At 72.8% G+C, this 13,542-nt stretch carries 10 protein-coding genes and 1 tRNA gene; 7 read left to right on the top strand and 4 right to left on the bottom strand.

Annotated features, from left to right (window positions below; genetic code table 11):
- Positions 1–74: 74 nt before the first annotated feature.
- Complete coding sequence (locus tag EEW87_RS07485; protein ID WP_123092128.1) at positions 75–1,154, top strand: YlbL family protein; 1,080 nt, start codon at positions 75–77, stop codon at positions 1,152–1,154.
- A 59-nt stretch (positions 1,155–1,213) separates the two neighbouring features.
- Here EEW87_RS07485 and EEW87_RS07480 read toward each other — a convergent pair whose 3' ends face one another.
- Positions 1,214–1,783 carry a PPA1309 family protein gene (locus tag EEW87_RS07480; protein WP_123092127.1) on the bottom strand — a complete coding sequence of 190 codons (570 nt, stop codon included), beginning with the start codon at positions 1,781–1,783 and terminating at the stop codon, positions 1,214–1,216.
- A gap of 82 nt (positions 1,784–1,865) precedes the next feature.
- On the opposite strand from EEW87_RS07480, the gene EEW87_RS07475 reads away from it, so the two are divergent.
- Positions 1,866–4,838, top strand: coding sequence for a UPF0182 family membrane protein (locus EEW87_RS07475; RefSeq protein WP_225985140.1), 2,973 nt, complete (start codon positions 1,866–1,868; stop codon positions 4,836–4,838).
- Positions 4,839–5,186: 348 nt separating this feature from the next.
- Positions 5,187–5,263, top strand: a tRNA-Met gene (locus EEW87_RS07470).
- A gap of 69 nt (positions 5,264–5,332) precedes the next feature.
- Here the strand turns inward: EEW87_RS07470 and EEW87_RS07465 are convergent.
- The 3 genes from EEW87_RS07465 to EEW87_RS07455 all read right to left on the bottom strand — a co-directional run bounded on the left by EEW87_RS07465 (position 5,333) and on the right by EEW87_RS07455 (position 7,322).
- Positions 5,333–6,499: an alpha/beta hydrolase gene (locus EEW87_RS07465; RefSeq protein WP_123092126.1), complete on the bottom strand. Its 1,167-nt coding sequence runs from the start codon at positions 6,497–6,499 to the stop codon at positions 5,333–5,335.
- Positions 6,496–7,005, bottom strand: a complete 510-nt coding sequence (locus EEW87_RS07460) for a VOC family protein (protein WP_123092125.1) — start codon at positions 7,003–7,005, stop codon at positions 6,496–6,498. The genes EEW87_RS07465 and EEW87_RS07460 overlap by 4 nt, the downstream gene beginning before the upstream one ends.
- A 116-nt stretch (positions 7,006–7,121) precedes the next feature.
- A complete protein-coding gene (locus EEW87_RS07455) occupies positions 7,122–7,322 on the bottom strand; it encodes a hypothetical protein (RefSeq protein WP_123092124.1) in 201 nt (66 codons plus the stop codon).
- Between the two features lie 90 nt (positions 7,323–7,412).
- Between EEW87_RS07455 and ggt the strand changes: the two genes are divergently transcribed.
- From ggt to EEW87_RS07435, 4 genes are all read left to right on the top strand, one after another.
- A complete protein-coding gene (ggt, locus tag EEW87_RS07450) occupies positions 7,413–9,275 on the top strand; it encodes a gamma-glutamyltransferase (protein WP_123092123.1) in 1,863 nt (620 codons plus the stop codon).
- 75 nt (positions 9,276–9,350) lie between these two features.
- Positions 9,351–10,763 carry an NAD(P)/FAD-dependent oxidoreductase gene (locus EEW87_RS07445; RefSeq protein WP_240341672.1) on the top strand — a complete coding sequence of 471 codons (1,413 nt, stop codon included), beginning with the start codon at positions 9,351–9,353 and terminating at the stop codon, positions 10,761–10,763.
- 54 nt (positions 10,764–10,817) lie between these two features.
- Entirely contained in the window at positions 10,818–12,116 is a 1,299-nt protein-coding gene (locus EEW87_RS07440; protein ID WP_068277509.1) for a M16 family metallopeptidase, read from the top strand.
- Positions 12,113–13,510, top strand: coding sequence for a M16 family metallopeptidase (locus EEW87_RS07435; RefSeq protein WP_123092121.1), 1,398 nt, complete (start codon positions 12,113–12,115; stop codon positions 13,508–13,510). The genes EEW87_RS07440 and EEW87_RS07435 overlap by 4 nt, the downstream gene beginning before the upstream one ends.
- Positions 13,511–13,542: the final 32 nt, after the last annotated feature.

The following is a 13,542-nucleotide window of genomic DNA, read 5'->3' as shown; positions in this document are numbered from 1 at the left end:
GATGGCGTCGACGTAGAACCCAACCACGGGCGCCGACCAAAGGTTCCCGCACCCCCTGAGGATCCGGAGCCAGCATGATCGACACCCGACGCGTGGACGATCTCGCGTGGCGGGTGATGCGGTGGTCGATGGTGCTCCTCTGCGTCTCCCTCGTCCTCGCGACCATCCGCGTCCCGTACGCGATCGAGGCCCCCGGCCCGGTGAGCGACACCCTCGCCTCGCGCGGCGAGGGCAGCGCGGCCCAGCGCGTCGTCGACGTCGAGGGCCACCGGACCTACCCGACCTCGGGGCACCTGTACTTCACGACGGTGACCGTCCAGGGTGGGCCCGAGGAGCACATCACCCTGTGGGAGTGGGTCCTCGGCAAGGTCGACCGCGACGCGAAGGTCGTGCCCGAGCAGACCGTCTTCGGCACGGGGCGCTCCGAGGAGGAGATCCAGCAGCTCAACGCCGCCGAGATGCAGGGCTCGCAGAAGAGCGCGATCGCGGTGGCGCTGCGCAGCACCGGCGAGGACGTGCCCCAGGACAACGTCGTCGCCTCCATCGCGGGCGACCTGCCGGCCGACGGCCGGCTCGAGCTCAAGGACGAGGTGACCGCCGTCGACGGCGTCGCCACCGAGCACGTGAGCGACGTCGTCTCGGCGATCTCGGACCGCGAGCCCGGAGAGGACGTGCGCCTCACCGTGCGCCGCAAGGGCGCCGAGCGCGAGATCACCCTGCGCACGGCCGACCTCGGAGGCGGGCGGGCCGGGATCGGGGTCGGTCTCGAGCCGCTCTTCGACTACCCCTACGAGGTGCGCATCGACGCCGGCGAGGTCGGAGGCCCGAGCGCGGGCACGATGTTCGCGCTCGCCGTGCGCGACCTCGTCACCCCGGGGGAGATGACCGGTGGGCGCTCGGTCGCCGGCACCGGCACGATCGACGACTCCGGCCAGGTCGGCCCCATCGGCGGCATCCGGCAGAAGATGATCGGCGCCCGGGACGCGGGGGCGCAGTACTTCCTCGCCCCGACGGACAACTGCGACGAGGTCGCCGGGCACGTGCCCGACGGGCTCACCGTCCTCGAGGTCGACGACTTCGACGCGGCGGTCGACGCCGTCGAGGGAGCGGCGAAGGGGGAGGTCGGCGACCTCCCGTCCTGCGGCACCCGCTGAGGGTCGCTCCCGACGCGTCTGCCCTCGGGGGTCAGCCCTGCGGGGCCAGCCCCGCGGGGTCAGTCCTCGAGCGTCGCGCGCAGCGCGTGGACGAGCCCGGGGGCGATGTCCTCGCCGGTGGCGACGCGGTCGTCGCTGTCGTTCGAGCGCTGGCGCAGCAGGCAGATGGCGCGTCCGTCGCGGTGCACCGCGACGAGCAGACGGATGTCCTCGCGCTCGGGGTGCTGGGCCAGCTGCTCGGTCGCGGCGACGGGGTCCGAGGGAAGGTCGCGCTCGGCGCCCGCCGGGACGACGACGCGCTCGAGGGCGATGGCCGCCCCGTGCACGGTCTCGGGCCAGGCGAGGCGGCCGAGGAGCGACTCGACGTCGCTCGTGCGGGCCACGCCCTCCTGCTCGATGGCGGTGAGCGAGCCGGGCAGCACGTCGGTGACGTCCATGGAGTCGCGCAGGCTCGGCTCGGCGGCGACGAGCTCGGCCGTCTCGACGAGCGCGAAGAGCCTGGGCGGCTGGTCCCAGCCGCCCTCGGCCACGTGGCGCTCGGTCTCGAGGGCGCACCGGGCGAGGGGCTCGGTCGTCGGCTCGGAGGGCTTGTCAGCGGTCGGCGAAGGGGTGTCAGGCACGGATGACATGCTGCCGCACGGGCGCCCAGGTCCGGTAGGTAGGTTGGGCCCCGCCACGACCGATGGGGTCGCGACGATCACGAGGTGACCGATGAGCACGCAGCAGCCACCCGAGGACGGGGACGCCCAGACCGGTCGTGAGGGCGGGGCCGCCGCGGCGCCCTCGTCGATGCGCACACGGGGCCTGAGGGTCCTCGCCGTCGTCGCGGCGCTCGTCGTCGCCGTGCTCGTCCTCGCCTCGATCTGGACCGAGGCGCTGTGGTTCGACGCCCTGGGCTACAGCGGCGAGTGGTGGAGCCGCATCCGCACGCAGACCCTGCTCTTCGTGCTCGGCGGGCTGCTCATCGCGCTCCCGCTGGCCGCGAGCCTCGTCATCCCCTTCCGCTCCCGCCCGATGAGCTGGCCGACGTCGCCGGGGGAGCAGGCGCTGTCGCAGTACCGCCAGGTCATCGCCCCCCTGCGCCGGCACATCGCCATCGGCGTGCCGCTGCTCTTCGGCCTCATGGGCGGCCTCACCGCCGCCGGGCAGTGGCAGCAGTGGCTGCTGTGGCGCAACGGCGCGGCGACCGGCGTCACCGACCCGCAGTTCGGTCGCGACCTCGCCTACTACCTCTTCGGCCTGCCCTTCTACTCCTTCGTCGTCGGCTACCTCACCGTCGTCGCGATCTGCTGCCTCGTGGCGGCAGCCTTCGCGCACTACATCTACGGGGGCCTGCAGCCGCCGGGCCGCGGGCGCTCGACGCGGGCCGCCTTCCTCCACCTCGCCGTCGTCGGCGCCGTCCTCGCGCTGCTGCGCGGCGTCTCCTACGTCCTCGACGCGCACTCCCTGACGACGCACGAGACCTCCGTGCTCACCGGTGTCGGCTACACCGACGCCAACGCCGTGATCCCCGCGAAGTACATCCTCGCCGTCGCGGCGGTCATCTGCGCCGGGCTCTTCTTCGCCGCGGTGCGCAGCCGCAGCTGGCGCCTGCCGGTCATCGGCGTCGCGACCCTCGTCGGCCTGTCGATCATCGTCGGCAACATCTACCCGGCGCTCGTCGAGACCTACCGCGTCACCCCGTCGCGCTCCTCGCTCGAGCAGCCCTACCTGCAGCACAACATCGACGCGACGCGCGCCGCGTACGACGTCGCCGGTGTCGAGACCGAGGAGTACGACGCCGTCTCCGAGATCTCCGCCGGTCAGCTGCGCCAGGACGCCGCGACGATCCCCGGCATCCGTCTGCTCGACCCGAACGTCGCCGCCCCGACCTTCCAGCAGCTGCAGGCCCAGCAGCCGTACTACTCCTTCCCCGAGGACCTCGACGTCGACCGCTACGACATCGACGGCGAGTCCACCGACACCGTCGTCGGGGCCCGCGAGCTCGACCTGTCGAAGCTCCCGGCGGACCGGCGGGACTGGGTCAACGACCACACCGTCTACACCCACGGCTACGGCCTCGTCGCGGCGAAGGGGTCCGAGGTCTCGGGCAGCGGGACCCCGGCGTGGTTCGACCTCTCCGAGGTCGAGGAGTACGAGCCGCGGATCTACTTCGGCGAGCGGATGACGCAGTTCTCCATCGTCGGTGGCGACGAGGGCGCGCCCGCCCGCGAGGTCGACCGCCCGTCGGGCGGCGAGGAGGGGCGCTACACCTACACCGGTGACGGCGGCGTCTCCATCGGGTCCCCCCTTCGCCAGGCCGCCTTCGCGATCACCCATCGCGACCTCAAGTTCGTCCTGTCCGACGCCGTCGGCAGCCAGTCGCGCCTGCTCGAGCACCGCACGCCCAAGGAGCGCGTCGCCCGCGTCGCGCCGTGGCTCACGCTCGACAACGACCCCTACCCGACCGTCGTCGACGGCCGGATCCAGTGGGTCGTCGACGGCTACACGACGTCGCGCACCTACCCCTACGCGAGCCGCTTCAGCGTCTCCGGGGTGCAGGAGGGCACGGTCTCGTCCGTGGAGACCCAGCGGGCGGCGGCGATCAACGCCGACCGGATCAACTACATGCGCAACTCGGTCAAGGCCACGGTCGACGCCTACGACGGCACCGTGACCCTCTACCGCTGGGACGAGCAGGACCCGGTGGCCTCCGCCTGGGACAAGGCCTTCCCAGGGCTGATGAAGCCCCGCTCGGAGATCAGCGGCGACCTCATGTCGCACCTGCGCTACCCGGAGGACCTCTTCCGGATGCAGCGCGCGGTGCTCGCGGAGTACCACGTGACCTCGGCCGGCGACTTCCGCGCCGGTCAGGACCGCTGGCGCGTGCCGAGCGACCCGACGGTCCTCGCCGAGAAGAAGGTGGCCCAGCCGCCGTACTTCCTCACGATGGCGATGCCGAGCCAGCAGGAGGCCTCGTGGTCCCTCACCTCGACGTACATCCCCAACGGCGACCGCGACGTCATGGCGGGCTATCTCGCCGTCGACTCCGACGCCGGTGACATCGCGGGCAAGCCGGCCTCCGGGTACGGCCAGCTGCGGATGCTCGCGGTGCCGCGCTCGACGACGGTGCCCGGACCGGGGCAGGTGCAGAACGACATCGCGAGCAGCTCGGTCAAGGGCGCCGACACCGACCAGACGCTCACCGACTACCTCAACAACAACAACCGCGGGTCGAGCAAGGTGCTCCTGGGCAACCAGATGACCCTGCCCGTCGGCGAGGGCTTCCTCCACGTCGAGCCGGTCTACCTCTCCGGCACGAACGAGAACTCCTACCCCTCGATGCGCGTCGTCATCGTCTCCTTCGGCGGACGGATCGCCTGGGCGCGCACGCTCGAGGGCGCGCTCGACCAGCTCTTCGAGGGCGACTCCGGCGCCGACACCCCGAGCGGCGACGACGGGGGCACGCAGCCGCCGAAGGGGGAGCAGGAGCCGACGGGTCCGCTCACCTCCAAGGAGCGGGCGCTGCGCGCGGCGATCGAGGACATGCAGGGCGCCTACCAGCGCGGTCAGGAGGCGCTGAAGAAGGGCGACCTCGAGGCCTACGGCAAGGCCCAGGCAGATCTGCGCAAGGCGCTCACCGAGGCCGCCCGCAACCAGCCCGGTGGCGGCTCCGCGACCCTCGACGAGTCCGCCGCCAGCTGACCGCTTGTCGGTCGAGGTGCGAGCACCGGCGAGGCGGTCTTCGCTGGTCGAGGTGCGAGCGCCGGCGAGCCGGTCTTCGCTGGTCGAGGTGCGAGCGTCAGCGAGCCGGTCTTCGCTGGTCGAGGTGCGAGCGGCAGCGAGCCGGCCGTCGCTGGTCGAGGTGCGAGCGTCAGCGAGCCTCGAGACCACGAAGCCGTGGTCTCGAGGCTCAGGCCGCAGGCGGCCTTCGCACCTCGACCACCAAGGGTTTGCGGGTCGAGGTGCGAGCGGCAGCGAGCCTCGAGACCACCGCCTCGGACCTCGATTTGGTCCAGGGGACGCGGACGCGTAACCTTGGCAGAGCAACGACGCGGGGTGGAGCAGTTCGGTAGCTCGCCGGGCTCATAACCCGGAGGTCGCAGGTTCAAATCCTGCCCCCGCTACCACCCGCGAAGGGCCCGGACCATCTGGTCCGGGCCCTTCGTCGTGCTCCCGCGCCTCGCGGCGCCGGGCGGTCAGACGGCGAGAGCCGTGGCGCCCGAGGCGTACGCGTGACTCGCCTCGACGATCCCTCGCACGACGGCGAGCTCGACCTCGTCACGCGGCCCGAAGACCATCATGAAGCCGGGCGAGAGCCGGGTGCCGGCCCACATGTGCGGGCGACCCCACCCCTTCGCCGAGACGTCCGCGGCGAGATCGGCCGGGAGCACGAGGTGCATCGACCCGTCGTGCGCCGGGTGCAGGTGGGCGAACTCGCCGACCTCCGCCACGAGGTAGGCCTGCGGGTCCTCCGAGCCCTCGTGCAGCACGAGACCGCGGGCGCCGGGGACCGAGATCCGGGACGGGCCGGTCTCGACGCCGCGGAGCGAGCGCAGGTGCTCGTAGAGCCTCTCCTGCAGCTCGACGGGAGCTGTCTGCGACTCCTGCTGCTGCGGGATGGTCCAGCTCACCGCGGGGCGCGGGCCCGTGCGGTGGGGCAGCTCGCCGCTGAGGGTCGGCCAGGTCGGTGCCGGACGGGTGCCGGCCTCGACCGCTCCCTGGTGCATCACGTGACCGAGCCGGTGGGCGACCCACTCGGCGAGCCGGTGCACGACCTCGGCGGTCAGCTGGTGGCCACCGGGCTGGCGCAGCGCCACGGTCGGGGCGCCGGACTCGGACAGGAGGTACTGCCAGGTCCGGTCGAGCAGCTCGCGGGGGATGACGTGGTCCGCGTCCCCCTGCGCGACGAAGACCGGCAGGTGGGCGAGCTGGCCGGGGTCGGTGCTCAGGCCGGCGTCGAAGGGCAGGGTGCCGTAGAGGACCGCCGCGCCGGCGTACCGCGCCGGGTCCGCGAGCACGAGCGCGCCCGCGAAGGCCGCGCCACCGCTGAAGCCCACGAGGACGACGGGGCGCCCGGCGGGGGCGACCTCGTCCAGCCATTGGCCGAACCACGCGGTTGTCTCGCGCAGCGAGTCGGCCTGGGGCCGCCCGATGCCGCGGTTGGCGAACCACGCGTAGCCGCCGCCCTCGGCGATAGGGGCGCGGACCGCCGCGTAGGCCACGCCGGTCGGCAGGTGCGGCGCCAGCGCGAGGATCTGCTGCTCGTCCGAGCCGCGGCCGTGCAGCAGCACGACGAGCGGGGCGGCCGGGTCGGTGGACCCGTGGGTCGCGACGACGGGAGGGGCGAAGGGGGTGGCGCTCACGCCACGGCCACCGGGACGAGCTCGGCGGCGGTCCGTACGCCCGCCCAGCGGGCGATGTCGGCGTCGAGGTCGAGGCGCTCGACCGGGGCGCTGTCCTCGAAGTCGCCCCAGCTCGCGCGGGGGAGCATCCACATGATCTCGAACTCGTTGCCGTCGGGGTCGGCGCCGTAGACGCTCTTCGTCGCGCCGTGGCTCGACTCTCCGGTGTACGCGCCGAGCTCGAGGAGCGTCGTGCGGGCCTGCGCCAGCTCGTCGATCGTGTCGAGCTGCCAGGCGAGGTGGTACAGACCGATCGACCCGCGGGGGCGGGGCGGCTGCTGCCCGACCCCGAAGAGACCGAGGTCGTGGTGGTTGCCCGATCGGGGCAGTCGCAGGAAGGCCGCGTCGGCGCGGGACTCGCGGGCCATGACGACCATGCCGAAGGCACGGGAGTAGAAGTCGACGCTGCGCTCGAGGTCGGCGACGAAGAGCACGGCGTGGTTGAGGCGGACGGGGCTGACGGTCATGGTGCGGTCCTTCGAGTCGCTGATGGTTGTTGCTCTAACCAGCAACATACCCGAAGAACTTGTTCCTTCAACAATCACCGATCCGACCCGACCCGGCCCGGCCCGGCCCGGCCCGCTCAGTCGATGTCGAAGATCGAGCGGTGGTTGTAGAAGTGCAGGATGTGAGCGCAGCGGGTGCAGATCATCATCGTCACCTTGTGCGTCGTGAAGCCCCAGCGGGAGTCGCTCTTGGCGATCTCCTTCTGGAAGCTCGTGCCGCTGCACAGCGGGCAGACCAGCTGGGGTGGGTTCGTCGGGTGCTCGTGACCGATCGTCATCCCCGCATCCTGCACCGCTCGTCGGCCCCCGGAGGCGAGATCGGGTGACCTGGGCCACGATGGAGACCCCGCGTCATCACAGGAGCTGACATGGCCGAGATCTCCCGTCGTACCGTCCTCACCGCGACCGGGGCGGGCGCCGTCGGCGCGCTCGCCGCCCCCGCTGCGGGAGCCGCGCCGGCACCCCCTTCGTCCCGCCGTCACCGACCCCACCACCCGCGGCCGGTCCCCGAGCCGCTCAAGGTGCCCGAGGCGATCGGCTCCGGGGGAGCGGTGTCGAGCGTCGACCCCTATGCGAGCGAGGTGGGCATCCAGGTCCTGCGCTCGGGCGGCAACGCCGTCGACGCCGCGATCGCCATGGCGGCCACCCTCGGCGTCACCGAGCCGTACTCGTGCGGGCTGGGCGGCGGCGGCTTCCTCGTCTACCACCAGACCCGCACCGGGCGGACGTGGACGATCAACGGGCGCGAGACGGCGCCCGCGAGCTTCACCGACACCTCGCTCACCGACGGGGCCGGCACCGCCCTCCCCTTCGACGCGACGGTGAGCTCCGGGCTGTCCGTCGGCGTCCCCGGCACCCCGCTGACCTGGGAGGTCGCGGCCCGGCAGTTCGGCCGGCGCAGCCTGCGCCAGCTGCTGCGCCCCGCCGAGGAGCTCGCCCGTCGCGGCTTCGTCGTCGACGCGTACTACCGCAGCCACACCGAGTCCAACGAGGAGCGCTTCCGCCGCTTCCCCGAGACCGCACGGGTCTACCTGCCCGGCGGGCGGGTCCCCGAGGTCGGCGACACGATGCGCAACCCCGATCTCGCCGACACCTACGCCCTCATCCGTCGTCACGGCGTCGGCGAGCTCTACCGCGGGCGGGTCGCCCGGGCGATCGTCGACGAGGTGCGCAACCCCACGACCGCGCCGGGCGTCGACGTCTACCGCGGGCAGCTGACGATGCGTGACCTCGAGCGCTACCGGGCGCCGGTGCAGGCCCCGACCCGGGTGCGCTACCGCGACCACGACGTGCGCGGCATGGACGTGCCGAGCTCCGGCGGCATCGCCGTCGGCCAGATCCTGCTCCTCATGCGCGCCTACGAGGAGCGCACCGGGCGACGGGTGCGTGACCTGCCCGAGGCCGACTACTACCACTGGTTCTCCGAGGCGAGCGCCACCGCCTTCGCCGACCGCAACCGCTACGTCGGTGACGTGCCCGGCGTCCCGGTCGACGAGCTGCTCTCGGCCGGCTACGCCCGCGAGCGCGCGCTGCTCTTCGACCCGCAGCGGGCGATGGCCCGGCCCGTCCCCTTCGGCTCGCCGGACGGCGACTACGAGGAGGCCCCGGGCGGGGGCGGCCGGCAGGGGCAGCCCACCCAGGGCCAGTCGACGACCCACCTCAACGTCGTCGACCGGTGGGGCGACGTCGTCTCGTACACGCTGACGATCGAGCAGACCGGCGGCTCGGGCATCACCGTGCCCGGCTACGGGTACCTGCTCAACAACGAGCTCACCGACTTCGACTTCGTGCCGCTCACCCCGGGCGTGCCCGACCCCAACCTGCCCGGTCCCGGCAAGCGGCCGCGCTCGTCGATGAGCCCGACGGTCGTCCTGCGCGACGGGCGCCCGGAGGTCACCGCGGGCACGCCCGGTGGCGCGACGATCATCACGAGCGTCGCCCAGATCCTCCTGGGCTACCTCGACCGCGACCTCGACCTCGTCGACGCCATCGCGGCACCCCGGCTCAGCTCGCGCAACGCCGCCGAAGGGGCGGACCTGGGTCTGGCGACGAGCCCGATCGGGGTGGAGCTCACCGCCCGCGGTCACCGGCTCTCGCCGCAGCGCTGGATCGGCAACGCCTCGGGGGTGGCGGCCGAGGGACGCTCCCTCGTCGCGGCCGCCGAGACCGTGCGCGGGGACGGCGGGGCGGCCCGGGTCGTGCGTGGTCGTCGTGGCCACGGACTGCACTAGGCGGCCGACCGAAGGGTGGACAGCGAGGTGCCGCCGTTTCGTCGCCAGGAGAGGGAGGCGGGCACAATGGATGGGGTGAACGCACGTACTGGCCGGCACCGTGTCGTCATCATCGGATCGGGCTTCGGCGGTCTCTTCACCGCCAAGGCGCTCGCCCGCGCCGATGTCGACGTCACCCTCGTCTCGCGCACCTCCCACCACCTCTTCCAGCCGCTGCTCTACCAGGTGGCGACGGGCATCCTCTCCGAGGGCGACATCGCCCCGACGACGCGTGACGTGCTCGCCCACCAGGCCAACGTCGAGGTGCTGCTCGGCGACGTGCACGCGATCGACGTCGAGGCCCGCACGGTGACCCACCGCGCCGTCGGTCGCGACACGACGACGCCCTACGACAGCCTCGTCATCGCCGCCGGCGCCGGTCAGTCCTACTTCGGCAACGACCACTACGCGCGGCACGCGCCGGGCATGAAGGACATCGACAACGCCCTCGAGCTGCGCGGTCGGATCTTCGGGGCCTTCGAGCTCGCCGAGCTCGCCGACGACCCGGCGGAGCGCGAGCGGCTGCTCACCTTCGTCGTCGTCGGCGCGGGCCCGACGGGTGTCGAGATGGCCGGCCAGATCGCCGAGGTCTCGCAGCGCACGCTCAAGCGCGAGTTCCGCCGGATCGACCCGCACGACGCCCGCGTCGTGCTCCTCGACGCGGCGCCGAAGGTGCTGCCGACCTTCGGGGACCGCCTCTCGGAGAAGGCGCGCACCAGCCTCACCAAGCGCGGCATCGACGTCCAGCTCGGCGCGAAGGTCGTCGACGTCGACGAGACCGGCATCGAGGTCGAGGACGAGGGCGGCGAGCGTCGACGCATCGACGCGATGACGAAGGTGTGGGCCGCCGGCGTCGCAGGGTCGCCCCTCGGCCGGATGGTCGCCGAGCAGACCGGTGCCGAGGTCGACCGCGCGGGCCGCGTGCACGTCGAGGACGACCTCACCGTGCCGGGTCATCCCGAGATCTTCGTCATCGGCGACATGGTCAACCTCAAGGGCTACCCGGGCGTCGCCCAGCTCGCGATCCAGGGCGGGCGCTACGCGGCCGACCAGATCGTGCGGCGTCTCGAGGGCAGGGCGCCGGCCGACCCCTTCGTCTACCGCGACAAGGGCTCGATGGCGACGATCTCGAAGTTCTCCGCCGTCGCCTCCGTCGGCAAGATCAACTTCAGCGGCTTCATCGCGTGGATGGCGTGGCTCGCCGTGCACCTCATGGCGATGGTGGGCTTCAAGACGCGTGTGTCGACCCTGCTCAACTGGTTCATCACCTTCTTCGGCGACAGCCGCGGCGAGCGCGTCATGACGATGCAGCAGGTCTTCGCGCGCAACGCGATGGACGACCTCGGGCACGAGGCGGCCTACCCGCGCATGCCGCGCGTCGGCGAGGAACGGGACGACCACGACGAGGACGACAGCCGCGCCGAGGGCGGGGCCGGCTCCGCCGCCTGAGCCCGGCCCGTCCTGGCGGGCGGGTGGCCCAGGGGCGGCGTCTAGGGTGACGCCATGCCCCTGGACTACCCGATCGAGACGAGGACGCTCGGCAACGGGCTGCGCGTCGTCGTCCAGCCCGACCACACGAGCCCGACCGTCACCGTCAACCTCTGGGTGGGGGTCGGCAGCCGTCACGAGGCGCCCGGCCGCACCGGCTTCGCGCACCTCTTCGAGCACCTGATGTTCCAGGGCAGCGCTCACGTCGCCGAGGGCGAGCACTTCCAGGCGCTCATGGGCGTCGGCGGGCGGCTCAACGCGACGACGTGGTTCGACCGCACGAACTACTTCGAGACGGTGCCGACGGGGGCGCTCGAGCTCGCGCTGTGGCTCGAGGGCGACCGGCACGCCGCACTCCTGGCCGCCGTGACGCAGGAGGCGCTGGACAACCAGCGCGACGTCGTCAAGGAGGAGAAGCGTCAGCGCTACGACAACCAGCCTTACGGGCAGGCGATGACGACGGTGTACGAGACGGTCTTCCCGCAGGGTCACCCCTACCACCACCCGACGATCGGGTCGATGGAGGACCTCGACGCCGCCTCCCTCGAGGACGTCCACGCGTTCTTCCGGGCTCACTACGCTCCGGACAACACGGTGCTCACGCTGTGCGGCGACGTCACGCCCGAGCGCGGCTTCGAGCTCGCGCAGCGCTACCTCGGGTGGGTCGAGCACCGTGCCGAGCCGCGAAGGGAGCCCCTCGCCCAGCTCGAGCCGCTCACCTCTCCCGTGCGCCACGAGATCACCGAGGCCGAGGTGCCCAACGACCGGCTGCACCTCGCCTTCCGGCTGCCGGCCGAGTCGGGGCAGAGCCGGCGGGACTTCCTTGCTTGCTCCGTCGCGCTCGACTGCCTCGCGGGCCTGAGCTTCTCGCCGCTGGAGCAGCAGCTCGTGCGCGAGCAGGGCAGCGCCAACCACGTGCAGTCGACGGCGATGGGCTTCGTCGACGGGGTGAGCCTCGGGCTCGTCGTCGCCGACATCGCCGACGGCGCCTCGCTCGACGAGGTCGAGACGAGCATCTGCGAGGAGCTCGAGCGCTTCGCGCAGGAGGGGCCGACCGCTGCGCAGATGGACGCCGTGCTCGCCCAGACCGAGCGGGCGTGGCTCTCCGCGCTCGCGGCAAAGGACGAGCGGGCCGACATCATCTGCCACTACACCTCGCTGCACGACGACCCCGAGCACATCAACACCTTCCTCGACGAGGCAGCGGCGATCACCGCCGAGGAGGTGCGCGCGGCGGCGGCCCGGTGGTTGCGACCGCAGGCGCGCGCCGTCGTCGCCTACCGCACGAGCGCCGGCACGGAGGTGGCCGCATGAGCACCGACCAGACGAGCACCGACCAGACGAGCACCGACGAGGCGAGCGGTCAGCCGGGGCGGCCCGAGGTCGCGGCCGCGGGGGAGTGGACCTTCCCCGAGCCGCGCGTGCGCGAGCTGCCCAACGGCCTCACCGCGCTCGTCCTCGACGTGCCCGGTCAGTACGTGACATCCGTGCGCCTCACCCTGCCGCTCCCCCTTCGCGCGGAGCCGCGTGAGCTCGAGGGCGTCGCGTGGGTCATGGCCGGGCTGCTCGACGAGGGCACCCAGCAGCACGACCAGCGCGAGCTCTCCGAGATGCTCGAGCGGCTCGGGGTCGGGATCGGCGCGGGAATGAGCGAGGGCTCGCTCGGGGTCGACCTCGACGTGCCGCAGCGTCATCTCGGCGAGGCGCTCACCCTTATGACCGAGATCGTGCGTGAGCCGGCCTTCGCGCCGGGCGAGGTCACCCGGGCGGTGCGCACCCGGCTGCAGGACATCGAGCAGGAGCGCGCGTCGGCGCCGCACCGCGCGATGCGCCAGCTGGCCGCGACGTACTACGACCCGCAGACCCGGGCCAGCCGCCCCGGCGCGGGGTCGGCGCAGAGCGTCGCCGCGATCACCCGTGACGACGTCGTCGCCTTCCACCGCGAGCACGTCCACCCCCACGGCGGCACCGTCGTCGTCGCCGGGGACCTCACCGACGTCGACGTCGACGGCCTGCTCGAGGCCAGCCTCGGATCGTGGACGACGCCGGGCCCGGCGCAGGAGTGGGAGCGCGTGCCCGCCCCGCGGGCGCAGGACGCCGCGCGGGTCGTCCTCGTCGACCGCCCCGGCTCGGTGCAGTCCGAGCTCATCCTCGCGACGTCCGGCCCCGACCGCCGGGCGCCGCGGTGGCCGGCCTTCCCGGTGCTCGGCTACGTCATCGGCGGAGCCCCCAACGCCCGGATGGACGCGGTCCTGCGCGAGGAGAAGGGTTACACCTACGGCATCCGCAGCGGCTTCCGCCCGCGCCAGGTCGGCGGCACCTTCGTCGTCTCAGGGTCGGTGCGCGCCGACGCGACGGTCGACTCCCTTCGCCTCCTCGACGAGATCCTGCGCGGCGTCGCCGACGGGGTGACCCCGGTCGAGGCGACGTCGGGCGTGGACTTCATGACGCTCACCGCGCCGGGCCGGTACGCGACCGCCGACGCGCTCGCCGACGAGCTGGCCCACCTCGCGGCCGACGGGCTCCCGCTCACCTTCACCTCCGACACGGTCGCCGCGATGCGCCGGCTCACCCCGGAAGACCTCGACGCCGCGTGGCGCGAGGACGTGGGCACCGACTGGACCGTCGTCGTCGTCGGCGACGCCTCCGCGTACCGCGACGAGGTCGAGGCCCTCGGCATCGGTCCCGTGAGCGTCGTCCCCGCCTGACGCCGCCTACCCCTCCGGCTACCACGCAGTAC

This window comes from Janibacter melonis, assembly GCF_003721155.3.
GTDB classification, from domain to species: domain Bacteria; phylum Actinomycetota; class Actinomycetes; order Actinomycetales; family Dermatophilaceae; genus Marihabitans; species Marihabitans melonis.
This window is presented reverse-complemented; position numbering and strand designations above follow the sequence as displayed.